Genomic DNA, 25,627 nt, shown 5'->3' on the forward strand with positions numbered 1-25,627 from the left:
CTTTAAACTGTTTTTACTGCTTAGTCTCGATAAATCTTGGTTAAGTCCTGATAGTGATCGATGCGACGATCACGAAGGTAAGGCCAAATTCGACGTATGTTTTCACTACGCGCTTGGTCTAATTCAACAACTAGTAATTGCTCATCGCTGTTGTTCGCTTCGGCTAAGATTTCACCTTGAGGGCCTGCGATAAACGAGTTACCCCAGAACTGAATACCTTCACTTTGACCGCTTGGATCACTTTCGTGGCCAACACGGTTACAGCTGATCACAGGTACGCCGTTGGCTACTGCATGAGCGCGTTGCGAAATAACCCAGGCGTCTTTTTGACGTGTTTGTTCGTCTTTTTCATCGCGCGGGTCCCAACCAATGGCTGTTGGGTAAATTAAAATTTCAGCACCGGCCATTGCCATTAAGCGTGCAGCCTCTGGGAACCACTGATCCCAACACACTAATACGCCTAGTTTACCAACAGAGGTTTGAATAGGCTCAAAACCTAAATCACCCGGCGTGAAGTAAAACTTCTCGTAAAAGCCTGGGTCATCAGGAATATGCATTTTACGGTATTTACCGGCAATGCTGCCGTCAGTTTCAAGTACCACAGCAGTATTGTGATAAAGACCCGTAGCGCGCTTTTCGAATAATGATGACACGATCACCACATTAAGTTCTTTGGCAAGTGCACCTAAGGTATCTGTGCTTGGACCCGGGATTGTTTCTGCTAAATCAAAAACGTCTACATCTTCGGTTTGGCAAAAATACAAGCTACGGTGTAGCTCTTGAAGAACAATAAGCTTAGCGCCTTGGCTTGCTGCATCACGAATACCAGCAATTGATTTTGCCATATTGTCATGAGCATTATCGGTGTTTGATTGCTGAACAAGAGCAACCTTTAAATGCGTTGGTTTAGTCATTGTTTGTTCCTGCTAAAAAGCCGCGCGGTAATTGCATTGTAATACAGTGTAAGCTGCCAAATTGGTGAATAATTGGTAAACAATTAATACCCACCACAGTGTGATTTGGGTATGCTTTGGCAACCTGACCAAGCGCCAGTTGGTCGTTTTCGTCACCATAAATTGGTACTAAAACAGTTTTATTGATAATTAAATAATTAGCGTAGGTGGCAGGTAGTCTGTCACCATCTTCATCGAACACTGCTTTTGGCCAAGGTAAGGCAATCAGCGTGTAGTTTTCACCCTCTGCTGTTTTAAATGATTGCAGTTGTTTTTCCATTGCATCAAGGGCCGCGAAGTGCTCATCATTTTTATCGTCGCACTTAACATAAACAAGCGTGTTGTTTGGGGCAAAACGTACCAGTGTATCAATATGGCTGTCGGTATCATCACCTGCAAGGTAACCATGATCAACCCAAAGAAACGACGTAGCACCCAGTTGCTCAACCAGCGTTTGTTCTATATCTGCTTTTGTAAGTTCTGGGTTACGATTTGGGTTTAATAAGCACTCGCTGGTTGTGAGTAGCACGCCGTGTTCATTAATCTCGACACCACCGCCTTCAAGAACCAGATCACTTTGCTGATAACCATTTTTAAGGCTCGCGACTTGATTTACAAGTACTTGATTAATTTGATTATCAAGATCACTTGCAAACTTATTGCCCCAACCATTAAAAATAAAATCCATTACTTTCAACTCTGTTGCGTCATCAATATTCGCGCAGGTCAATGGGCCATGGTCACGTGCCCAAGTATCGTTACAGGGTGTCACCACAAAGTGAATGCGTTTAGCATCAACCTCTGCATTTGAAAGTAATGCCTCAATATGTGCTTTGAGGGCATTATCATGAGCCACAATCACAACATCTTGTTGTTGGCTTATTGCTTGGCAAAGTGCTACATACACAGGCTCAACAGCGGTTAAATTTGCTGCCCAATCTGTGTCTTGATGAGGCCAAGTAAGCATAACTGCATCTTGCTCAGCCCATTCAGGTAAAAGTCTAAATTTCATGAAGGTATTAAACAAACTAAGGTGGGGCTAGTTTAGCATTTTAGCCATAGATGTCAGCTTTTTGTGCGCGATAAAGCGTGATTTTTAACTGTCTTGCTGATTGTTTTCTTGCTGACGTTTTTTAAGTTGGCGTGTTTGTGCGTGCAGGGCCGCTCTTACGACTAAATCTTGGTCAGCATCGCGAATGGCAGTAAACAATAATGTGTATTGGTATTTATCATCATCACATTTTTCAATGGCCACTAATTCGGTATAGCAATAAATAGCTGATGCTTCGTGTTGTAAGAATAACTTTGTGCGAAATGTTTGCCCTAATTCATACACATCAGCGGAGGTAAGTTTTACACCGCCACCGCCATAACTATCGCAATAGTTTGCGTTATCGTCAGGCTGCTCTGAGGCTAAGATGTGACTCATGATTAAATCAATTTTACGAGATTGCGCCTGTAAAAAGGCCGCCAGTTCTTGTGCAACATCACCTAGATTACGAAGTGGTCGTAAGCTTGTTTGCTCAAGTTCGTTTACTTCGTTGGCAAGTTTAAATAGGGCAGGGATATCCGCTTCAAGTTCAGCATTGGTTTTTGGCACAGCACTTGGTTCAACCGCATATAAATTGACACGGTTGCTCTCGTTGATTTGAAAATACTGTTCAAATTCGGCTAATTTTTGATTATTCATGCTGTACTCCACACATCTTTCCTTAATACTAGCGTTCGAAGCAGTAAATTGCTAGTAATCAAATAATCAAAAAAAAGGGCAAACTCATTGTTTGCCCTTCATTTTTTACAGGTTACCCTCTTGGGTTTTGACATGTTCTTGTTGATGATGTGCTGCTATCTCATCAGCAAGCTCTTGTCTTGAACGTTTTTCAGTTAACTTACGTGCCGTTAACCAATAAAAGAACAGCGGCACAAAGAATACTGCAAGGAATGTCGCTGCCATCATACCGCCCATTACACCGGTACCAACACTGTGACGGGCACCTGCACCTGCGCCAGAGCTTAGTACTAAAGGCACTACGCCTAAAATGAATGCAAGCGAAGTCATAATGATAGGTCTAAAACGTAACCGTGCAGCCTCAAGTGCTGCAGTACTTGCGCTCCAGCCTTGTTGATGTTTCATCAAGGCGTATTCAACAATAAGAATCGCGTTCTTACTGGCAAGACCAAGTAGTGTTACCAGACCAATTTGGAAGTACACATCGTTTGTCATGCCAACAACCCAAACCGCTATAAGCGCACCAAAGGTACCAAATGGCAAAGCAAGCATCACAGACAGCGGTAGTGACCAACGCTCATACAGCGCTGCTAGAATCAAAAATACCATGATCACAGCAAGGCCTAAGGCAATTCCTGTGGTGCCTGAACTGCGTTTCTCTTGGAATGCAGAGCCTGTCCATTCGTAGGTCATATTAGGTGGCAATACTGCTTGTGCAATACGTTCTACTTCAGCAATAGCTTGACCAGAACTGTAACCCGGCGCTGCATTACCCATCAATTTAACCGCAGGTAAGTTGTTATAACGATTTAGGTTTTCAGGGCCTCGGCTATACTCGATAGTGGTAAAGGCTGAAAGCGGCACCATAGTACCTTGGTTGTTTTTAACATAGATACGACCAATGTCATCAGGCTTCATTCTAAACTCAGCATCTGCAGACATTAGTACTTGCCATGCGCGACCAAATTTATTGAAGTCGTTAACGTAATAAGTACCTAAGTTACCTGCAAGGGCAGTGAACGCATCATCAATTTCTACACCCATGGCGCGGGCTTGTTCACGGTCAACATCAACACGTAGCTGTGGTGCATCAGGGCGCCAAAGTGTTTGCAGATCACTGATGATAGGGCTCTTTTGTGCTTCAGCTGTCATTAATTGCATTGCATGTTGAAGTTTGTCTGGGTCGCTATCACCTTTGTTTTGAATATAAAACTCAAAGCCACCTGTGTTACCTAAACCAAAAATAGCCGGAGGGTTAAAGGCAAGAACGAGCGCCTCTTTAATACCTGCTGTTTTCATGAAGAGCTCTTGCACCAGTGCCTTGGTATCAACTTCACGCTCATCCCAATGCTTTTGTGTCACGAATAAGGTTGCAGCGCTGTTTTTGTAGCCACCGCCAATAAAGTCAAAACCGGTAAATGCCACCACGTTTTCGTTCGCTGGGTTTGATTGCACGGCCTCAACAACCTGTTGTGTGACTTGCTCTGTGCGTTCAAGTGATGAACCGTCAGGTAAGAAGATTGCAGAGATGTAATAACCTTGGTCTTCATCTGGCACAAGCGAACCAGGGGTGTTTTGCCAAAGACCAATCGTTGCTGCAATCATACCTGTCATTAAGATCAGCCCTAACAGACCACGGCGCACCATAAATCCAACAGCACCAACATAACGGCCGGTGATCTTGGTAAACATGTCGTTAAACCATAAGAAGAAGCGGGCAGTTTGCTTGTGTTCTTGTTTTAAAATAAGTACACAAAGCGCTGGCGTCATCGTTAAAGCAACAACACCCGATAAACTTACAGCAATCGAAATAGTAATAGCGAACTGACGGAATAACTCACCGGTTAAGCCACCTAAAAACGCAATTGGCACAAACACTGAACAAAGTACTAAAACAATTGCCACCACCGGGCCACTTACTTCGCCCATCGCTTTAACGGCGGCTTCTCTGGCACCTAACCCTTCTTCATGCATGATACGCTCAACGTTTTCAAGTACCACGATGGCATCATCAACAACAATACCAATCGACAGCACCATACCGAATAAGGTGAGTGAGTTAATTGAGTAACCCAGCATATACATGCCGGCAAATGTGCCCAGTAGTGATACTGGTACTGCAAGGGTTGGAATAAGCGTTGCGCGCCAGTTTTGTAAGAATAAATACACCACTAAGAATACCAATACCATGGCTTCAAGTAGTGTTTTTACAACTTCACGGATTGATACTTCAACAAAGCGGGTTGTGTCGTAAGAAGTTAAATGGGCAAGTCCGGTAGGGAACTGGCTTTTCATTTCTTCAATAACACTGTTTACTTCTTCAGCTACATCAAGAGCGTTTGCACCCGGTTGCAAGAAGATACCTAACAGTACCGCTTCTTTACCGTTAATTGTTCCTTTGAAGTTATAGTCTTTTGAGCCAAGCTCAACGCGGGCTACGTCTTTTAAGCGTAAGCTACTACCATCTGTGTTTGAACGAATAATGATATTTTCAAACTGCTCAGGCTCAGACAAACGCCCTTGTGCAGTCACACTATAAACGAGCTCTTGTGGAGATTGCGTAGTAGGTGTCGCACCAATTTTACCAGCCGCGTATTGTGAGTTTTGTACGCGAATTGCCCCTGCAATTTCTTCAACAGTAACACCTAATTGGCTCATCACATCAGGGCGCAACCAAATGCGCATTGCGTAATCTTTGGCACCAAAAATTTGTACACTGGTAGTGCCAGGAATACGTTTAACACGGTCAAGCACGTTCATAGTGACATAGTTTGATGTCCATAAACTTGAACGTGTTCCATCTGGTGAGTAAAAGGCATGAACCTGTAAAAAGCTAGAAGAACCTTTTTGAACTACCACACCTTGGCGGCGTGTTTCTTCAGGTAAACGTGCTTCAACCTGCTTAACACGGTTGTTTACGTTAACGGCTGCTTGGTCAACATCAGTACCAATTTCAAAAGTAACTTCGATTGTGGTTGAACCTGCACTGGTTGACGTTGAAGACATATACATCATGCCTTCAACACCGGTAATGGCATTTTCAATCGGTGTCGCAACCGTTTGCTCAAGCACATCGGCAGATGCACCCGGGTAGGCTGCGGTTACTTGTACAACCGGTGGTGCTATTTCAGGATATTGCGCCACAGGTAAGCTGCGCATCGCAGCAAGGCCCGCAAGCACAATAACAATAGATATAACAAACGCAAAAATGGGTCTGTCTATAAAGTAACGAGAAAACATAAGACTCCCTGTGCTTATTCTGCGTGGCTTGGGTTAGCGGCAGGTTGGCCAACATTGACTGGCATACCCGGGAAGAAAATACGTGCCATGCCATCAACAATAACTTGGTCGCCTTCTTTTAAACCACTGCGAATTAACCAAAAGTTTTGGTATTGCTCGTTTTCTGGTTTTTTGATCCACTCACCTACAGTAACAGGGGCAGGTAAAGCGACATCCATACCTTGCTCGTTTTTACTTACTACATAAACAAACTTACCGGTGCCGTTATCAAGTACTGCACGTTGCGGAACAATGAAAGCGTTTTTGCGTACTGCACCACTTAACTCAACGCGCACGAATTGGCCCGGGCGAAGTTGAAAATCAGGGTTAGGAATAATTGCCTGAAACTCACTGGTACCTGTGTTTGGATTAATACGCACATCAGAGAAGTTAACTTCACCGGTTTGTCCGTATAAAGAGCCGTCTTGAAGTTTAATTTGTGTTTTCCAGTGGCCTTGCTCAGGTAATGTCAGTGAGCCATTTTTAACATCTTGACGCATTTGCAGTTGTTCACGCTCAGATAAGCCAAAACGAATACGAATAGGGTCAAACTGAGTCATTTGAGTCAGTAATAAATCTGGACCAGAAACATAGGTTCCTTCAGAAACAAACTCACGTCCCATTACACCTGCGACAGGAGCTTTTACTTGCGCATATTCAAGATTTAGTTGTGCTTCTTTTAACGCAACTTTTGCAGCGGCTAAATCTGTCTTAGCAATATCATTGGCTGAGCTTGCGTTATCGTAATCACGTTGTGAAACAGACTTTTCGGCACGTAGTTTAGCTAATCGTTTAACGTCACGATCAGCTTGAACAAGCGCTGCTTTTGCACCATCAAGTGCAGCTTGTGCTCGGTCAACTGCGAGTTGATAAGGTTCTAGGTCAATTGTAAACAGTGATTGGCCTTGCTCTACACGCTGACCTTCTTCAAAGTTGCGTGATTCAAGAATACCAGTGACACGGGCACGAACTTCAACCTCTTTTGAACCAGACAGCGTCGCTGGTAGCTCAATCGTAAAAGGGGCATCGTGAGTTTCCATTGTCATAGTCGCGACAGCAGCGGGGTGCATTTGACCCTGTTGTTGCTGTGGCGCTTCAGAACAACCTTGCAGTAGCAAAGGAGCAGAAACTAATAACAACGCAGATAATGATAATTTGGCAGGTGCGAAAGGCAGACGCATGTTTACTCCACAGTCCAATTGTTAAGTAGGTATGCATAAAAAATAGTCTATTAGCATGAAAGACGTCACTATGCATATTCATTTAGCGTTTAGTTTATACCCAAAAAAGAGAAAGGTACACCCTGTAGTTTACTTTTTTGTTAGGCGCAAAAAAACGCAAAGCATTTTCGCTTTGCGTTGATATAACGGTTTAAATCGTTTTTTACTTTTTCGTTAGTAAAGAGGCTAACTCTTCTAGGTTTTTAACAATGTAGTCTGGTTGCTTTGCCAGTGGGTAAAGCGCTTTACCGGGCCTTGCGATAAACGCTGTTTGCATACCCGCTTCTTTAGCGCCTGCTACATCCCAACCGTGCGCAGCAACCATTAAAGCTTCGTGAGGCGCTACATTTAATTGTTCAAGCAACCACTTGTAAGCGCGCAGATCGGGTTTATACACTTTAATATCTTCAACACTGTAACGGTGAGTAAAGTAATCTGTTAAGCCTGCATGTTGAAACTGCGTTTTTACACCGTTATTTGACGAATTTGTAAAGCTGACTAGTTTATAGTCTTGCTTTAATTTCGCTAAAGCAGGTTTAACATCGCTATGGGCAGGTAAAGATAAAAGCGGTGGCACAATCGCTTGCTTTGCTTGCTCTTTAGTTAACGAAATTTGATTATTACTTGCCACCATCATCAGTGCAGCGACGCCAATTTCACCAAAGTCATGATAGTCATTCGACACCGTACTCACTAAGGAATGATGCAGCATGGTCGAAAACCAAAGCGGTAATAGCTGGGTATTACCATTAAGCGCTTCAGCGACTGAGCTTTGCATTTGTTCAAGATCAAGCAAGGTTTCGTTGACATCAAACACAATTACTTTTGGTTTTGCTTGGTGTTGAGACTCTGCCATTGTGCCTCCCGAGTAAGTTAGGGTTACCAATAAAACTAGACTAAAAAATGCTTTTTTAAACATGGTTTAGTGCCTTAACAGCGTTAAGAACATCTAAAGGCTCTGCTCTAAGTGTGTAATCTTCATGAGCAAATGCAAATTGAATCACTCCTTGGCTATCAATAACATAGCTTGCTGGTAGTGGTAATTCGTAGCTTTCGTCACCATTGGCTTTTGGAATATCTAAACCAAGTTGATCGTAAACAGGGATTAAGCGTTCATCTAATGTGAATACCAAGCCACACTTTTTAGCCAAAGAGTTAGACACATCAGAAAGCACCGTATAAGCCAGCTCGTTTTGCTGTTGGGTAGACAGTGATTCATCAGGTAACTGCGGCGAAACAGCAACTAACTGTGCATTTTGATCAGCAAATGCTTGTTGCATATTGTTAAGCGCGCGAAGCTCTAAATTACAATACGGGCACCAACCACCACGGTAAAAACTCAGTACAAGCGGGCCTTTAGTTAGCAATTCAGTCGAGCTGATTTGTTTGCCCTTGCTGTCGGGTAATTCAAATGCTGGAAACTTATCACCGACTTTTAAAGCATGTTTACTTAATTGTTCTGCAATCAGTTTTTCAGTCGTGACATCCATCAAATTTAAGATATCAGCTGGGACATTGGCTTTCTTTTGCACTTCAAATGCGTCGATTTGGGTTTTTAAAGACATACATACTCCAATCATTTTTTACAATTTGTAGCAAGTATAGAGTTTTAAATTTTTATATATACAATACAAAACTGAAACCTAAATTCGAAAATGTTGAATCAAAGCCATGTACAGTTTATGTGATTTAGAAACCTTTATTGCCATAGTTGAAAACCAAGGTGTAGTTGCCGCCGCTAAAGCTCAGGGCCTCTCACCTGCGACGGTAAGTCATCGCTTAAGTAAGTTAGAGAAAGCCTTAAGTACTGTATTGTTGTTTCGTGATAGTCGGCGAATACGCTTATCACCTGCAGGGGAGCTGTTTTATCAACGAGCTGGTGCCATTTTAGAAGCTTTATATGATGCTGAACATCAAATTGGCGCTCGGGGCTCAGCGGTTACAGGGCTTTTAAGAGTCACTATGCCGCCTTGGGTCTTTTCGAAATTTGTGATGCCCGAGCTTGGCCACTTTGAACAGCAATTTCCCGACTTAAAACTCGATTTTATGATTACAGATCAATTTGTGAATATTGTTGATGACGCCCAAGATGTGGCTATTCGAGTAGGTCAGTTGGCAGATTCAAACCTACTTTCTCGTAAGCTTGTTAGTAACTCTCGTATTTTGTGCGCAGCACCGAGCTATATTGAAAAATATGGGCAACCTAAGTCGGTGGCTGATCTTAAAGACCATTACTGGGTGTGTTTGCCATGGCAGCGACAGCTTAAATTTAACGAAGGCGGACAAGTCATTAATTATAATGCGAGAACGCGTTTTACTGTATCTAACTCAGATAACATGACACAGGCTGCGATTGCAGGCCATGGCATAGCGATTAAATCTTATATTGCAATTAAAGATGATTTAGCCGAAGGGCGGTTAATCGAAATACTCCCTAATAGCCTTGTTGATGCTGACGCGCCAGTGTGGTTTTTAAAACCACAAAACAGCCTAGTGACGCGCAAAACAGAGGTTTTTTATGAGTTTATGAAATCTTTGTTTACCTAAGGTACAAAAACTTAACAAATGGCTTGTAATTAAACTGAAATCTCGTACCCTAAAGCAATAAAAATATAATAAAGGTGAGTTAAGGATGACAGATAGAACTGGGGTTATCACCGCTTTTACCGAGATATCGAGCAAGCTTAGGCGCTTTGTATCACGTATCGTCAGCCCTGATGATGTAGAAGATATTGTGCAAGAGACGTTTATAAAAAGTTATGAAGCTGATCTTAAGCAAAATATCGAATATACTCACAGTTACATGCTGAAAACAGCTAAGCATTTGGCGCTAAATCATATTGCTAAATGGGACAATAAATACAAAGAATCGTTAGATGAACAACAGCAGGTTGAGCATCACATGCGTTCAATGGCACTTGAAGATGAAGTGACTTCTAAAGAGCGTTTTTTGTTTTTTTGCCGAGTGACTAACGAATTAAGCCCTCAGGTTAAAAAATGTTTTATCTTAAAAAAAGTCTATGGCTTAAGCCAAAAGGAAATTGCAGCTAAAATGAGTCTTAGCGAAAGTACTGTTGAAAAACATATAGCCAAAGGCTTATTACATGTTCACCGAGCAATGAAATCACACGATGTACAACCCCAGGCATTTACCCCAACCACAGAGTTCACTGCAAAAGAGGTGAACAAATGAGTAATGTCCATCCATTTTCATCAAAAGACATGATTCAAGAGCAAGCGAGTCAATGGATCAGTGCCATTGATCGTGGCCTATCTAAAGATGAAGTAAGCCAATTACATTTATGGGCTCACCAAAGTGCGGCTCATCAAGAGGCATTATTTGAACTTGCGACCTTATGGGATGAAATGAGTGTACTTAATGAGTTAAGTAGTTTGTTTCCTTATAAAGCACCGCAAAAACAACCTGCAGTCTTTGGTATGGCAACCGCTGCTAGCTTTTTAGTGGCAATGCTGCTTGGTTCTATCATGCTTATTTATTCAAGCTATTGGCAAAGCGAAGAAAACGATTACGCCAAATTCAGCAAAATTTACCGCACAAAAGTGGGTGAGCAAGCTGAATTTGTGTTACCAGACAGCACTATTGTGCAGCTTAATACCAATACTAAACTCGAAGTTGCCTACTCAGGCGATCGCCGTCAGTTGATTTTGAGCCGAGGAGAAGGGCGCTTCAATGTAGCCAAAGATCCGAGCCGTCCGTTTACGGTTATTGCTGGTGATAAATCATTTACTGCACTTGGTACAGTGTTTAATGTTCAGCGAAATACTGCTTCAGACTTAGAGCTAGTAGTGACTGAGGGCAAGGTGATGATTGCTGATCCGAATACTCAGATTGATGCTAGCGACTTTAATCGTTTAAAAGATGCCTCAGATAACAGTGCAGATATTAAAGCACTTCGCGCTAATGTTGTTGTATCTGGTGAGAAAGCCCTGATAAAACAAAGTAAAACTGAGCCAATTAAACAGTTATCGGTTGATGACGTTCAGCGTGATTTGGCATGGCAACAAGAAATGCTGATTTTTAATGGTGAGTCTTTAGGCGAAGCTCTACAAGAAGTAAGCCGTTATACTGCAACACGTTTTGAATTAAATGACCCAGAACTTGCCTCATTAAAAGTGGCTGGTGTGTTTAAAACTGGCGACATTAAAGGTTTGCTTGATTCTTTACAGGCCAACTTAGGTGTAGAACATCAACGTTTAGGTGAACATCGTGTTAGTTTAACTATCGCTGCAAAAGGTTAGTTCTGCCCATGAGAATACGCCAATGTAATGATGTTAATTGTGCGCCACCTTCTCGTCACAAAAAATTAATTAAAAAAAAGTTAAATTTACATAGCGGATTTTTCTTCCTCACTTGTTTGTTTAAATTGCGCAGTAAGCAATTGCCATTGTTACCTGCCTCTTTTGTTATTTATGGCCTCACAGCAGGCCAAGTAGCAATAGCGGCTGAAAAACAGATGCTGCAATTTGACATCAAAGCGCAACGAGCTGATTTGGCGTTAATCGAATTTGCAAAGCAAACCGAACAAACAGTCATTTTTTCTTTCGAATTAGCAAAGCAATATCAAGCGCAATCTGTGTTTGGTTTTTACACCAAACTTGATGCACTGAATGCGATGCTAGAAGGCACTGAGCTCGATGCGGTTGTTGATCAACAAGGCTTGCTGAGTATAAAACTCAAACAAGTAGATAGGATAGATAATAACATGATCAAAGTATCAGGGGTCAGCGCTGCAGTCGTGCCATTACTGCTTGCCGCCAATACGCAAGCGTTAGCAGAAGATCAATCAGCAGAACAAAACATCGAAAAAATTGCCGTTGTCGGTAGCCGTGTAGCAGGACGCTCGGTTGAAGATTTACCGGTTCCGGTTGATATTTTAAGTGCCGAAGCACTCGAGAATACAGGTCAAACAGAAGTAGGCCGTATGCTTCAGGCTATTGCACCGTCTTTTAACTTTTCAAGCTCGTCTATCAGTGATGGTACTGATGCACTTCGTCCTGCAACATTACGTGGCTTAGGGCCAGATCAAACCTTAGTTCTTATCAATGGTAAACGCCGCCACCAAGCGAGCCTTATTCACATTAATACGTCAGTAGGTCGTGGTACGGCGGGTACCGACATGAATGCTATTCCTGCTGCTGCAATCAAACGTATTGAAGTATTACGTGATGGTGCTGCTGCGCAATATGGTTCAGATGCCATTGCAGGTGTTATTAATATCGTATTAAAAGACGCTGAAGAGGGCGGTAAAGCGGCTATCAACTACGGTGAGTATTCAGAAGGTGATGGCGAAACTGTAACTGTAGATTTCAACAAAGGTTTTGCTTTAGGTGACGAAGGTTATTTAAACACCACAATTAACTACCGTGACCGTGCGCCTACTAACCGTGCAGGTCTTCATGGCTCATGTCAATTTTACGGCTGTACTGAACTTGATGACGGTACGCTTTTAGCAGGCGACCCTCGTGAGTTAACGGCACCTCGTGATACGTTTAGAATTGGTGATGCAGATTCACAACAATTCGCTCTAACCGTTAACACAGGCTATGAGCTTGCTGGTGGTGAGCTATATGGCTTTATCACTTATTCAAATCGTGAAAACGAATCAGCTGCGTTTTTCCGTCATAACGCAAATGCAAATGGCAACCCTGTATTACAAGATGGTGATGCAACCATTCCTATGGGTTTCTTACCAAAAATTAATACTGTCATTGATGACGTGTCTTATAACTTTGGTTATAAAAAATCGTTCGATAATGATTCAAGCATTGATTTATCGTACACCTACGGTGAAAACAGCATTGATTACACCACAAGCGACACTATCAACGGCTCTTACGCTAACTACCTTCGCTATGACCAAGGTTTAACGGCTGATGAAATTCGTGCCACTATCCCGCGTTCAGCGTATGCATATGGCCTTGAGTTATCGCTGCAAACTTTAAATCTTGATTACACTAAAGATTACGACAACTTTTCATTAGCACTAGGTGCTGAGCTTCGTACTGATGAGTTCCGTATTCTTGAAGGTAGCGAAAACGCATACCGTGATTACGACACTGTTGATGGTATGAGCATCTATTCTGGCTTGAATGGCGGGGTTGGTAGTGTTGACGCTGCAAGCGGCACGCAAGGTTTTGGTGGTTCAGATCCGGCATCATCAGTTGATGAGTCGCGCGATGTGATCTCATTCTATATGGATGCAGAAACCTATGTTATCGATGATGTAATTATTTCAGGTGCGGTACGTTACGATAACTACAAAGGCTTTGGAGATACTGTTAACTTTAAGTTAGCGGGTAACTGGTCTGTCACTGAAGATGTGTCTCTACGTGGTGCATTAAGCACAGGTTTTAGAGCACCTTCTATGCAACAACTTTACTTTAATAACGTAAGTACACAGTTTGTTGTAGGCGATGATGGCAGCTTAGTGGCTGAGCAAGTAGGTACGTTTAGAAACGACAGTACCTTAGCGCAATCAATTGGTATTCCTAAGCTAAAAGAAGAGAAATCACAAAACCGTAGTTTAGGTATTGTGTATAACGTAACCGACAATATCAATTTAACCGTTGATTACTACTCGATTGATATCGACGACCGTATCGTTATTTCTAACCGTTTAGGTAAAGGTTTATCAGATACGCTAGATGCTGCACTTGAAAGCTCAGGCGCAGGTGCGGGTCAGTTCTTCTTAAATGGTGCAGACACAGAAACAGAAGGTGTTGATTTAGTTGCTACATGGAATACAGAAGGCCTTGGCGGTACGCTAGATTTCACCTTTGCTGCTAACTTCACTAAAACAGATGTAGTTGATTTATTTACGCCATCAGGCAGTGGTCTTGAGACTATTCCGGTAGAAGATGTGTTTTCTGCCCAAGAAACATCAATTATTGAAGAATGGCAACCAGAAGATCGCATTAACTTAAGCGCGCTTTACCGTTTAGAAGATTGGACTGTAAACCTATCTCTAAACCGTTACGGTGAATACACAGTTGAAGATGGTGGCCGTCAAACATACGGTGCTGAAATCTTAACTGATGTTAAAGTTAACTACTTCTTTAACGAAAACCTATCATTTAACATTGGTGCAAATAACTTATTTGATGTTTATCCAGATAAGAACACCATTGGTAATTCACGCTCGGGTACGATTGTTGATGCTAGCGGCAACACAATTGTTTCAAGCCCTGGTGTATTCACTTACTCACGTCGTTCAGCACCATTTGGTTTTAACGGTGCGTACTACTACGTAGGTGCAGAGTACAAGTTCTAAACTCCCTTTAGATTCCTTTATTATTTAACTTGCAAAGGGCCGTTAGGCCCTTTTTTTAGTTATAAAGACGTGCTTATAGAAATTGGCACATCTTGATATTGTTTTATTTTATCAAGCAAGGTTACTAAGGTTTTGTGGCTGCTTTGCTCACTTGCTGTTACTTGCACGTTGGTCATTTCAAACTGTGCGGCAAATAACGCCAGGTTAGCTATTATTTGCTCTGGTGTGATAAGCCGGTTTGCAAAGTAAATACTGTCGTTTTCAGTGATAGTAAATTGCGCTTGTTTTATAGGGCTTTCTAGACTTGGTTTTGCTAAAGGGCGATTTACTTCAATAGCGCGCTCTTTAACAAATGAGGTTGTGACGATAAAAAATATCAGCAAGATAAACACAATATCGAGCATTGGAGTCATATCTACATCAGCGTTTGCAGTGGTTTTTTTATGTTGTTTCACCATAATTAGGTCCTTGTTGTTTTTGCCAAGCCACAAAATTTACGATTAAGTGGACTAGCCATAGTCGTGATTAATACCACGGATTATTTTTAAAATGCTGGGCGCCACAGCAGTTTTTAGGATCCTAAATTTAAAGTTAGCAGCTTTTAAAAATACGGTAGTTAAATAAATATTCTAAGTTTATTAAATGTTTGTAGCGTTTTTGTTGGTGAAAATATTTATTAGCTTTGATGAAATGATTTTCAGGTTAGTCAGGTCATGTTTGTTGGAACTAAGTTTAAAGGATGGATAAATGCTAAAAGTTAAGTCTTTAGTTTGTGCTGTGTGCCTTGTTTTACCAATAGCAAGCTTTGCTGAGCAACCAGTAAACGGGCAAGATTTTATCAATTTATTTGAAAAGCTTTCAGGGAAGCACCCCGGAATCAGAAAAGGTCACGCCAAAGGGGTGTGCGCTGTTGGCACATTTACACCTAATCAAGCAGCAAAGCAGTATTCAATCAGCCCTTTATTTAACGCACCATCAAAAGCAAATATTCGTTTTTCTATGGGCGGGGGTAACCCTCACGCTGATGAAACATCACGTTCTCCACGCGGGATGGGGGTGCAGTTTGTGCTAGAAAATGGTGATGTACATAATATTGCAGGGCTTACTACGCCTGTATTTGCAGGTAACAGCCCAGAAGCATTTTTTGGTTTGCTTAGTACCTTAGTACCTGACGAAAAAACAGGGCAAATCGATTTTGCAAAAGTAAAAGCATACAGAGAGCAAAACCCGAGTACCTTAGGGCAATTTAATTGGCTGCAAAGCCATAACCCGCCAGCATCGTATGTGTCTTCGCGTTATTTTGGTGTGCATACCTTTTACATGGTTGATGAAAAGGGCGCTAAACATGCCTTTAGATGGACCATGGTGCCAGAAGAGCCAGAACAGGTGTTAACAGAAGAGCAAATGAAAACCTTCCCTAAATCATTTCTGGCTAAGCGACTTGAAGAAGATTTCGCAAAAGGGAAGGTTCATTATCGTTTTCAAGCTGAATTAGCCGAGCCCGGTGATGCATTAACTGACCCTTCAGTTCGTTGGCCCGCTGATCGCAAAACAATTAATTTAGGAAAGCTCACCATAGAATCGACAGGTGAATCAGGCTGCGACCTTACTAACTATGATCCAAATCTACTATCTAAAGGCTTTATGCCAAGTGATGACAAAGTACTTAAATTACGCTCAACAGCTTATGCAATTTCATTTGCAAAGCGTTTAACGGGGCAATAAATCTTAAGTGTATCTGTCAGGTTTGATTAAAAGGAATTAATAAACCTGTTAGTCGAATATAATAAAATAAAACTATGGAGCGGTAACCACAGCCAAGCTAACGAACTAGCTAAAAGATTATTTACTAACATAAAGTGTTTAACCTGTTTATTTGAGTGGTTTTTAATCTTACATATGTAAATTAATAGTTGCTAAAATAGCCAGGTTTAGGTGTAATGGAAGCATAATCAACACTGAGAAATGCTTGGAAAGTTCAAATAATAGCAAAGAAGATTAAATTAGAGTCCCCCAAAATGCCTCTTTATAAATAAATCCATAGCGTTAGTAATTTCAACTCAGTCCGAAAAGTGATTATGTAAAACAAACCACATGCCGCTAAAACGCCTGTTCTTTAGGCACTATACGGCTTTTAAGTATTTGAAATACAGGAAATCTAATGGGAATATTGGAAGGGATTGCAATCAAAGGGCTAACCAGTCTGACAACAAATTTAGTTAAGAAATTTGTTGATTTAGGATGGAATAAAGTTGCTGAAGAATTCTCAGCATCTTTTAATGAGGAGGATCTCATCGCATTTTGTAAAGCTTGTGACGAGTATATAAATATTAGAACCCTCTACTCAAGACAGCAAGATGTATTCATAGATGACGTATATGTACCTCTTTTTATGTCTCCAATCAATGAACTAGAAAAGCAGTATGAAATTTCTAATCTGAGTTTTTACAGCGAGGGTATTACAAATATAATAGGCCGAGCTGGGCAAGGTAAGTCTACATTTTTACGAAAGATGTTAATAAATGAGCTTAAATCAGGGAACACTATTCCAATCTTTTTTGAGCTTAAGTATTTATCTACTGAATTTGACTTTTTACAGCAGCTTTCAACATGGTTCGAACGCCATAATTTAAAAATATCAGAAAAAGGCGTTGCTAGACTTTTGAAAAATGGTTACATAAAGGTGTTTTTAGATGGTTTTGATGAGATACATCCAGCAGCACATGATGAAGCTTTAGCTTTGATTAAAGATCTATCTCGAGCATACCCAAAGATCACCATTATTGTAACGACACGTCCTGATACACTTATAACAACCGAGCCTTTTATTAGTAATTACAATGTGCTTGAGCTTACAAAAGATAATGTTAGAAACTTGTTTCTTAATATATCTAATAATAATGTTGATTTAACAGATGATGCTATTGAACAAATTCAAAAGTATCCAAGCATAGAAGAAATCACAAAAACTCCTATTTTAGCTATTTTACTTTTTATAACATATAGAGCTTGGTCAAAAATACCAGATAATCTTGCTGATTTTTACAAAAAAATATTCATCACTCTTCTTACCCATCATGATTCACTTAAGCCAGGTAAAAAAATAGATCGCGGTATAGACATTCCTCTTAATGATCACCAAATAGAAGATGTTTTTAGTGTTTTTTGTTTCACTACTTTTAGCGAAAATATGGATACATTTACTAATAGAGAAGCTTCTGCTTATATGAAAGAAGCTATAAGTAGCGAATGTTATGAAGGTATTTGCTCTAAAAACTTAGTTAATGTCATAAAGCAGTGTACTGGAATTTTATGTAGTGATGGCTATGACCTATTAGCTTTTTCACATAAATCACTTCAAGAATATTATGCTGCTGTTTATATAAAGAAGCAAAGTATTCATGATATTAGGAATTTTTATAAATCGGTAAAATTTGCTGAGCAAGAAAGAAAGTATGGCGCAGTGTTAAGTTTTTTAAGTGCAGAAGATTTTGATAATTACGCTAAATATTATTATATACCTTGCTTTAAAGAGATGTTTAATGTTGAAACAGTAAAAGCAGAAATTGACGGGCACACAATGCACAACGGTATAGAAAAAGTAATTCAGTCTGTTGCAATACCTTTCAGAGCACCAAACTCAGTAAAAGCTTCTAAATCCGTAGATGAGAAAAATAAGATAGAGAAAAAAAGTATATCAATAGGCTTAAGAATTGAGTTTAACGATAATGAGAGCACATATTTTCATATGAAGCTTTTGCAACCAATTATTTTTAATTTAATTTCATCCGGAGTTTACTTTGAGTTTTTAACATCTAATTTGGAAAAAATATCAGATTATAATAAAGATGAAGATGATGAGCTAGATTTTCCACTTCAAGAAGTATTAGAGGGGGTTACTAAGGAAAATAAAGATAAGTTCTTTACAGGAATCTATAAAGACTTCACTGAGAGTATAACAGTAATACACGGCGAGATAATTAAAAAGTATAAAAAGAGAAGTCAGCCGAGCTTATTGAATAAAGTTTTTAAGAAAAGTCAAAAGGAAGATTCAAAAATAATAACTGGGTAAATCTAGTAATTTGCCTAAGCAGGAAAATAACAATTACTAGTTTTTAACGATTATAGGTTCTATAACTTCTATTTAAACTGGCTTTACGAATACTACTGAGATAGTAAATAGCTAGCATTAGGTGAAGTTTAAGCCTAGTAGTTAAACTCTCAGATAAGATACAAACTGCTCATGTATATCTATACAGATAAAAGCCCAGCTTAACTGGGCTTTGCACTCTCACAATTTAATGCTTTTTCATTTTACTCATTTCGGCATGACAACTTTGAATTGTCAGCAGGGTTTTTGATAACGCGGCTTCACAATCATGTGGTTGTGGTTTTTTAAGCGCGTGTTTGATCTCTGCTAGTGTTTTATCTTCAACTTCTTCAAGTTCGCTAACATAGGTGGCGTTTTTGTCGGCACCGAGTTTGGTGATTACTGATGTATAAGCTTTACGCGCTTCTACAGCAAAATCAGAGCCATTTTCGCGCTCGCCATTTTCGTTAATAGCATAAGGTTGTAAGCGCTCAACACTTACTTTACGCGCATCTATCATGCGTTGAAATAAGGCAATAATGCTTGGGTCGGTTACTTTTTCCTGTGCTTTTTCATAAAAATCGATACCGCTATTCATAACTTGGATGATATCTGCAATATGATGAACGTCTTGTCCTTGATGAGTATTCATAATGACCTCTTTTTGAATATTAAAAACAATGCAATTAGATATTTGCAAAGCATATTCCAGTTCATCACTTAAATATAAAGTTATTATATTTCAGGTGGTTAATGGTTTTTAGCGGGAGGAAAGTTGCTGATAAGCTAAGCTAACACTTTGCTTATCAGCAATAATTACAATTTGGTTGGTAAAATCTTACTTAAGCTCGTCGGCTACTTCTGCAACCTTTTGGCGTAACCAAATATGGCTTGCATCACGGTGTAATAGCGGGCTCCAAATCATATCGAGCTCAAACGGCGGAATAGGGAATGGCGGCTCAAGAATTTTCAGGCCCGGATCGTCTAAATAAATATTTGCGGCTTTTGAAGGCAGCGTTGCAACCAAGTTTTGTTCTTTCGCTAAGTGAATAGCTACATGGTAGTTACGGGTAAAGGTGGCAATATTACGGTGTTTACCAAAGTGAGCGAGCGCTTCATCAACCCAACCTAGTTTTTGCACATCTTTAGGGTCCATACCAACACCTACACCAAAGCCTGTTTTACTTACCCAGATATGACGCGCTTTTAAATAGCTGTCGAGGCTAAAGTCTTTGATAATTGGGTTATCTGCTTTTACTAGGCAACAAAAGCTGTCTTTCCAGATTTGTTTATAGTGAAACGATTGCGGTAAGTTTTCAAAACGGTTGATAGCCATATCTACCTTACCGTTTTCAACATCGTGGAAGGTTACATCACTTGGGGTCAAAATATCGAGTGTGGTATCGGGCGCTTCTTCGTGTAATTTACTTAATAAGCGTGGGGCAAGAGTGCTTGCTGCGTAGTCACTGGCCATGATACGAAAAACACGTTTACTTTGTGATGCTTCAAATTCGCGGTTTGGGGCAAGTGTTTCTTCAAGAGTCATTAAAATGCCGCGGATCACCGGCTGTAATTCTTTTGCGCGCTCTGTTGGTACCATACCTTCGCTGGTACGCACTAAAATAGGGTCGTTAAATAAATTACGGAGTCTTTTTAAGCCATTACTCATGGCAGGCTGGGTAATGCTTAGCTGGTTAGCAGCTTTAGTTACATTACACTCCCTTAGTAAAGTATCTAGGTAAACAAGTAAGTTTAAATCTATTTTACTTATATTCATTGTGTGTCCTTGGTGTTTACCAATAATGGATAAATCGTTGTGCAGCAGGGTATGGATAAATGTGGCTAACTACACCTTGCTTATAATTGTATTGTGCTTGTCGCCAATAGGCTGGATCTTCAAGCTCTGGGTGTGTACTCAATAAATACTGCTTATACACCGGGTTTGCCGTCACAAAGGTACATAATTGCTCTGGAAACACATCTTGTGGTGCCACAGAGTAACTTTGCTCATTGGTCAAGTAATCATCGTATGACTTTGCTTTTGGTAAGGCGCGAAAGTTCATGTCTGTTAGGTACTGAACTTCATCATAGTCGTAAAAAATAATGCGGTTATGTTTACTCACCCCAAAGTTTTTCAACAACATGTCGCCTGGGAAAATATTTACAGCGATCATTTCTTTTAAAGCTTGGCCATATTCTTCTATTGCTTCAAACGCTTGTTGTTCACTGGCATTTTCAAGATACAGATTTAACGGTGTCATCCGTCTTTCTATATACAAATGCTTGATGATTAACCATTCGCCTTCAATAATCATCGAAGAACCAATGGTTTTATGTAACTCTGCAAGTAATTTACTATCAAATCGGGCTAGTGGAAATACGACGTTCGAATACTCTATGGTGTCGGCCATGCGGCCAACACGGTCATGGCTTTTTACTAATTGATAGCGTTTTAATACGGTATCGCGGCCAAAGGGTTTGCTTTCTCCAAAGGTGTCTTTAATGACTTTAAACACATAGCCAAACGAAGGCAGGGTAAATACCATCATCACCATACCCGGTGTACCAGGGGCAATTACAAGCTGATCGTTCGAATGATCTAAATGACTTAAAAACTCTCGGTAAAACTCGGTCTTACCTTGTTTATGAAAGCCTATTGCATTGTAAAGCTCTGCCAGGGTCTTGTTTGGCATAAGTTGATTTAAAAAGCGTACTAACGCTGATGGCGCGTGGGTTTCAACCATAAAATAAGCACGCGCAAAACCAAAGATAACCCGCATTTGCGATGATTTGGTGAGTAGGGCATCAAGGTATAGCCCTTTGTCTTCATGGTGCAATACCGCAATAATAAATGGCTGTACGCCACTTTCTGATACCACACGGCCAACAATATAAGCCGCTTTGTTTCGGTAAAACGGGGCTTGCAATATATCAAAGCGCATTTGCCATGCTTGGTGATGTGTGTCGGGCGCTTGTTTATAAAAGGCTTTTACCAGCAAGCGAATATCGCGTTCTAAATCAACAAAGGGCGCTTTAAAATCAAACTGATTAATAATTTTGCGTATCGTAGGTCTTAAGCCATCAACAACAGGGTGGTAACTGCGGTATTCAACTTCCATTGGTAGTGCGGGGGCATCTGCAAGCGTTGCTTTTACAAAGATAAAGTCATTATTAAAATAACGACGATGAAATAAACGACAAAAAACTGAGTTGTAAAAAGTTTCGGCGAGTTCTGCCTGAGGGTGAAAGCACAAAAACTGCTGATAGAGCTGTTTGGTTTCGAGCCAGCAGGTTTGATCTAAGGTAATAATTTGCTGTTCGTTGAGCGACTTTAGCTTAGCAATGGTTTCATTAACCCGATCATCGTAATGGCTAATTCTGAGTTTGCTTATCTCATTTATTTTTTGCCAATCTCGATGTGCAAACGCGAGTGGTGCTTTGGCGGTGATTGCTTGAAAGAGTTTATAGTGATTGCGAAACCCAGATAAAATTAACTCTGCAATGTGTTGTGGCTGCATATAAACTCCTTACTTATACCAACATAGAGCAATAACTCTATTGGTGTTAAGAATATGTTATTTATTCTTCAAACCCAATAGTAAAGTGTATTTAATTATAGCGAGCTAGTTTTTTCTCAAGTTTTGCGAGTTTTTTATTAACGCTTTTTACGTCGCGCCCGTATTGCTTGTTAATTGCTTTTAGCTGTTTTTTAATGTCTTTATTAATTTGCTTCGCTTCTTTATCAGACAAAATTCGGTTTAAGCGCTGTTCTTGCTGGTACTGAGCTCGGTCTCGATCACGGCTTAAAATATCTAAACGGTGCTTATAGCTGCGAATTTCAGCTTCGAGGTTTCTAATAATTTGCTGGCGCTCAAGCTCGTTGAGCTCTTTAACAAAGTTTTGCGGAGCTTGTAAGTCTGGGTCGGTTACTTGAATTTTATGCTTGGTTGCACGGCTACCACAGGGGAACTCACTAAATACGGTGCCTCTGTCTGTGACACATTTATAGTATTCTGTGGTTGCAGCAAGTGAGGTACTAGTAAAACAAAGTAGTGTAAGTGATATTAGATAAATGATTATGGCTTTCATGACGTCCGTGTCTCCTAATCAAATAAGGTGTCTAATATCTAAAGCTAGCTCGAAATATTGATTTATCAATAAGAGCTAGGGCGTATATCGTTTCAGCTTTTTAATGCTTTGCACTAAGAATGGAATATCTAAGCCTTGTTCAATGGCAAAGCCTTGCGCTGCTGAAATGTTTTTAAAGTTACCGTCTGAATCTATCAGAGTAATTCTGTCTTTTTTAAATGCGATGAACACATTTTGCGAGTAGTTAACACCAGTGTCGTCATGGCGTTTGTATAAGTTACTACCCAACATGCTTTGTTTAGCTAGGGTTTTGCAACCTAAATAATGGCCTACGCTGGTGGCGATAATATCACTTGGTTGAATAAGGCCTTCGGTTTGTACAACTTTTTTATCTGAGCTGTATAAGCGAGAGGCTGTAACAATACCATTGCTTTGCTGTGCAAGACTAAAGGCAAATACGGCATTAGCAGATTCACGCGCTTGTGTTGTAGCTTCTGCACGTACAAGGCGAACCGCTGGGTTTTGGTCGTCGTTATTAATAAATTCGAATTGCTCAAAACCATTAATTTGAATTGAGCGATTATCAGCAAGCCACACAGGCAGTTGCTGTTTGTCTAGAATAGGGGCTTTGTAAAATGCTGGCAGACCGTACACTAAACTAAATAACGTATCTTCGGTTTCTACAGGTTGTAAGAACAAGTCTGTCTTGCGTAGTGCAGGCTCAGTGGCAACAAATTGCTCTAGGTCAGCATTATTCTCAAATACTAAAATATCGATAGTCGCACTCGACTCAGCTTTACACTCGGCAAGTGGAGTAGGTGCTAAGTAATCAATATTATGTGGGTCAAGCCTCACATCGTGTGCTTCTTTATAGCTTTCTAGATCTAGCAAATCGTTTTTAGCTAATAAGCTTTTAGCTGTTGTAGGGTAAGACAACGGCAATACATTATCTTGTTTAGTAATATCAAATTTTAAATTGGCATCAGCCCAAATATGAATACTGTGGCTAAGTGCAAAGCACACTAAAATAGTGCTGGTTGCATAGCGCGGGAACTTATATTGTTTTAAACGCGCTAAGTGGTGCCAGGTGTAGTTACTGACTAATAACTGGAACGCTAAAATTAGCAGCACAATGCCGCCTGCAAGAATCGTTGTTAATGCTGGTGAGCTTGTTAAGCGGTGCCACAACAAAGAAACGATTTCAGGTAGAGCAGACGTATTTAAGTGATAACCCAAGTTAAAATATACATAGGCATCAAGCGTTAAGAATGACGCACCGAGGGTTGCAATAATGGCTGCCATCCCTCGGATATGCCGAGGGTATGGAAACACTAAGCTTAATGGAAATATCGTTAAAACAAAGGCAATAAAAGTAATAAAGCTGGTGTGGCTTAACCAGGTCACGAGCATGTATAAATAGCCCATGAAGGTTGTCGGTGCACTGTCTGCAACTAAGTAGCTTAAGCTAATAAATAGCACTAAACCTATGTTTGCAAAGGTGAACCAATGGCCCCAACTTAAAAGCTGACTTACTTTTGAAGAAAACTGACTTTGTTGCGATAAATTCATAAATCTTATTTAACCGACTGCGCTAATGCTTTGGCAAAGTTGTCGGCAACAGCTTGTCTTTTCTCTGATGGTACATGCTCTTTTAAAATATGCGTGATAGAATTTCCTAAACACATAAGGCTTAAATCAACAGGCGCTTTGTGCTCTGTTAGTACATCAATCAGCTGATCAACGATTTGTTCTACTTGCTCATTAGAATATTTTGATATGATAGGCATCAGTTGGTTCGATAAAAAGAGTTATATTCCCGTATTTTAACACCAGAGGCGTGAAAAACAAAGATGACAATAGATGTTAAAAAATTAGTCGTTCATTATGTAGACAAAAAAGATGACGATACAGATATTCATTTACGCAATGATGAGATGGTTGTTAACGATAAAGTAGCCGTTTTTATAGAGCAGCTACACCATGCATATAATGGTAAGCCAGGTAAAGGCTACTGTGCATTCAGCGGCGAGAAAAACAGCATTGTTGCTTCGGCTATGCAAAGTTACCGTAATGACGAACTTGGTTTTTGGCACATGACAGAGCAAGCAACAAATGTGCTAAAAGAAGAGTTAAATAAGTATGCCTTTAACGAAACGGGTTATTTAGTTTTTTGCCATTATCAATATGTTGCAAGTGACTTTTTGTTAATTGCGATGATCAATATTAAAGAGCATTACTCAATTACTTCTGAGCTTGATTTAGCGTCATCTCGTCACTTAGATATTTCGCGTATGCAACTAGCTGCACGTGTAGATTTAACTGCGTGGGATACACAACCAGAAGATAATCGCTATGTGTCGTTTATTAAAGGTCGTGCAGGTCGTAAAGTGGCTGACTTCTTTTTAGACTTTTTAGGCTGCGAAGAGGGCATTGATCCTAAACAGCAAAGCCAAGTTATGCTTAGTGCTGTAGAAGACTATTTATCTGAGCAACAATACGACAAGTCAGAGAAAGATGAGCTACGTAAGCAAGTTTTTGATTACTGTAATGATTGCGTAACCACAGGTGAAGATGCCAACGTTAAAGAGCTTTCTGCAACCTTATCGAAAAATGACGACAGTCCATTTGAAAGCTTCTGCCAAGAGCAAAGTTATGACTTAGAAGAGTCGTTCCCTGTTGATAAAAAAACAGTTACCAGCATGGTGAAGTTTTCTGGCATGGGCGGCGGTGTTAGCGTGAGCTTTGAACGTAAACATTTAGGTGAGCGCGTAATGTACAACGAAGCAACCGATACACTAGTGATTAAAGGTATTCCACCTAATCTTAAAGACCAGCTTCAGCGCTTTATGGAGCAAGACGAAAGTTAATTTGGCTCAAGCTTAAAGCTCTAAGTCTTAAGTGATAAGCCGATAGATACTCGTTTTATAGCCCAGCACTTGCTGGGCTTTTTAGTTTTGGGTACTTTAAAACACTAT

Annotated in this window: 21 protein-coding genes; 7 read left to right on the forward strand and 14 right to left on the reverse strand. The window is 40.4% G+C overall.

Features of this window, described 5'->3' with window-relative positions:
• Positions 1-20: 20 nt before the first annotated feature.
• The 7 genes from MTF66_RS04280 to MTF66_RS04310 all read right to left on the reverse strand — a co-directional run bounded on the left by MTF66_RS04280 (position 21) and on the right by MTF66_RS04310 (position 8,746).
• Complete coding sequence (locus MTF66_RS04280) at positions 21-914, reverse strand: carbon-nitrogen hydrolase (RefSeq protein WP_248526521.1); 894 nt, start codon at positions 912-914, stop codon at positions 21-23.
• Positions 907-1,965 carry an agmatine/peptidylarginine deiminase gene (locus MTF66_RS04285; RefSeq protein WP_248526522.1) on the reverse strand — a complete coding sequence of 353 codons (1,059 nt, stop codon included), beginning with the start codon at positions 1,963-1,965 and terminating at the stop codon, positions 907-909. The genes MTF66_RS04280 and MTF66_RS04285 overlap by 8 nt, the downstream gene beginning before the upstream one ends.
• An 84-nt stretch (positions 1,966-2,049) precedes the next feature.
• Entirely contained in the window at positions 2,050-2,643 is a 594-nt protein-coding gene (locus MTF66_RS04290; RefSeq protein ID WP_058584935.1) for a PilZ domain-containing protein, read from the reverse strand.
• Positions 2,644-2,748: 105 nt separating this feature from the next.
• Entirely contained in the window at positions 2,749-5,922 is a 3,174-nt protein-coding gene (locus MTF66_RS04295) for an efflux RND transporter permease subunit (RefSeq protein WP_248526523.1), read from the reverse strand.
• A gap of 14 nt (positions 5,923-5,936) precedes the next feature.
• Positions 5,937-7,142: an efflux RND transporter periplasmic adaptor subunit gene (locus MTF66_RS04300; protein WP_054561341.1), complete on the reverse strand. Its 1,206-nt coding sequence runs from the start codon at positions 7,140-7,142 to the stop codon at positions 5,937-5,939.
• Positions 7,143-7,344: 202 nt separating this feature from the next.
• Positions 7,345-8,037, reverse strand: coding sequence for a haloacid dehalogenase type II (locus MTF66_RS04305; RefSeq protein ID WP_058584936.1), 693 nt, complete (start codon positions 8,035-8,037; stop codon positions 7,345-7,347).
• Between the two features lie 55 nt (positions 8,038-8,092).
• Positions 8,093-8,746, reverse strand: coding sequence for a peroxiredoxin-like family protein (locus tag MTF66_RS04310; RefSeq protein ID WP_248526524.1), 654 nt, complete (start codon positions 8,744-8,746; stop codon positions 8,093-8,095).
• A 106-nt stretch (positions 8,747-8,852) separates the two neighbouring features.
• Between MTF66_RS04310 and MTF66_RS04315 the strand changes: the two genes are divergently transcribed.
• The 4 genes from MTF66_RS04315 (at position 8,853) to MTF66_RS04330 (ending at position 14,473) form a co-directional block, all read left to right on the forward strand.
• Entirely contained in the window at positions 8,853-9,728 is an 876-nt protein-coding gene (locus MTF66_RS04315; RefSeq protein ID WP_248526525.1) for a LysR family transcriptional regulator, read from the forward strand.
• An 85-nt stretch (positions 9,729-9,813) separates the two neighbouring features.
• Positions 9,814-10,374 (forward strand): RNA polymerase sigma factor, encoded by a 561-nt coding sequence (locus MTF66_RS04320; protein WP_058584869.1) that lies wholly within the window; start codon positions 9,814-9,816, stop codon positions 10,372-10,374.
• Complete coding sequence (locus MTF66_RS04325) at positions 10,371-11,441, forward strand: FecR family protein (RefSeq protein ID WP_248526526.1); 1,071 nt, start codon at positions 10,371-10,373, stop codon at positions 11,439-11,441. Before MTF66_RS04320 ends, MTF66_RS04325 begins: the two co-directional genes overlap by 4 nt.
• A 125-nt stretch (positions 11,442-11,566) precedes the next feature.
• Positions 11,567-14,473 carry a TonB-dependent receptor plug domain-containing protein gene (locus tag MTF66_RS04330; protein WP_374236796.1) on the forward strand — a complete coding sequence of 969 codons (2,907 nt, stop codon included), beginning with the start codon at positions 11,567-11,569 and terminating at the stop codon, positions 14,471-14,473.
• A 59-nt stretch (positions 14,474-14,532) separates the two neighbouring features.
• Here the strand turns inward: MTF66_RS04330 and MTF66_RS04335 are convergent, their stop codons facing one another.
• Positions 14,533-14,931 (reverse strand): biopolymer transporter ExbD, encoded by a 399-nt coding sequence (locus MTF66_RS04335; RefSeq protein WP_248526528.1) that lies wholly within the window; start codon positions 14,929-14,931, stop codon positions 14,533-14,535.
• Positions 14,932-15,220: 289 nt separating this feature from the next.
• On the opposite strand from MTF66_RS04335, the gene MTF66_RS04340 reads away from it, so the two are divergent.
• Positions 15,221-16,198 (forward strand): catalase family peroxidase, encoded by a 978-nt coding sequence (locus MTF66_RS04340; protein ID WP_248526529.1) that lies wholly within the window; start codon positions 15,221-15,223, stop codon positions 16,196-16,198.
• Positions 16,199-16,634: 436 nt separating this feature from the next.
• Positions 16,635-18,545, forward strand: a complete 1,911-nt coding sequence (locus MTF66_RS04345) for an NACHT domain-containing NTPase (protein WP_248526530.1) — start codon at positions 16,635-16,637, stop codon at positions 18,543-18,545.
• A 226-nt stretch (positions 18,546-18,771) separates the two neighbouring features.
• Here the strand turns inward: MTF66_RS04345 and MTF66_RS04350 are convergent, their stop codons facing one another.
• From MTF66_RS04350 to MTF66_RS04375, 6 genes are all read right to left on the reverse strand, one after another.
• Entirely contained in the window at positions 18,772-19,215 is a 444-nt protein-coding gene (locus MTF66_RS04350; RefSeq protein ID WP_058584881.1) for a PA2169 family four-helix-bundle protein, read from the reverse strand.
• Positions 19,216-19,401: 186 nt separating this feature from the next.
• Positions 19,402-20,340, reverse strand: coding sequence for a LysR family transcriptional regulator (locus tag MTF66_RS04355; RefSeq protein WP_054554698.1), 939 nt, complete (start codon positions 20,338-20,340; stop codon positions 19,402-19,404).
• A 16-nt stretch (positions 20,341-20,356) separates the two neighbouring features.
• Positions 20,357-22,081 (reverse strand): bifunctional isocitrate dehydrogenase kinase/phosphatase, encoded by a 1,725-nt coding sequence (gene aceK / locus MTF66_RS04360; protein ID WP_058584882.1) that lies wholly within the window; start codon positions 22,079-22,081, stop codon positions 20,357-20,359.
• Between the two features lie 91 nt (positions 22,082-22,172).
• Positions 22,173-22,652, reverse strand: a complete 480-nt coding sequence (locus MTF66_RS04365; protein ID WP_248526531.1) for a DUF4124 domain-containing protein — start codon at positions 22,650-22,652, stop codon at positions 22,173-22,175.
• Positions 22,653-22,727: 75 nt separating this feature from the next.
• The gene (locus tag MTF66_RS04370; protein WP_248526532.1) at positions 22,728-24,221 is read right to left on the reverse strand and encodes a DUF3413 domain-containing protein; all 1,494 of its coding nucleotides are present in this window, start codon (positions 24,219-24,221) and stop codon (positions 22,728-22,730) included.
• A 5-nt stretch (positions 24,222-24,226) separates the two neighbouring features.
• Positions 24,227-24,439, reverse strand: coding sequence for a DUF1414 domain-containing protein (locus MTF66_RS04375; RefSeq protein ID WP_036967930.1), 213 nt, complete (start codon positions 24,437-24,439; stop codon positions 24,227-24,229).
• Positions 24,440-24,502: 63 nt separating this feature from the next.
• Between MTF66_RS04375 and yejK the strand changes: the two genes are divergently transcribed.
• Complete coding sequence (gene yejK / locus MTF66_RS04380; protein WP_054554703.1) at positions 24,503-25,519, forward strand: nucleoid-associated protein YejK; 1,017 nt, start codon at positions 24,503-24,505, stop codon at positions 25,517-25,519.
• Positions 25,520-25,627: the final 108 nt, after the last annotated feature.

Source organism: Pseudoalteromonas sp. 2CM39R (genome assembly GCF_023161845.1).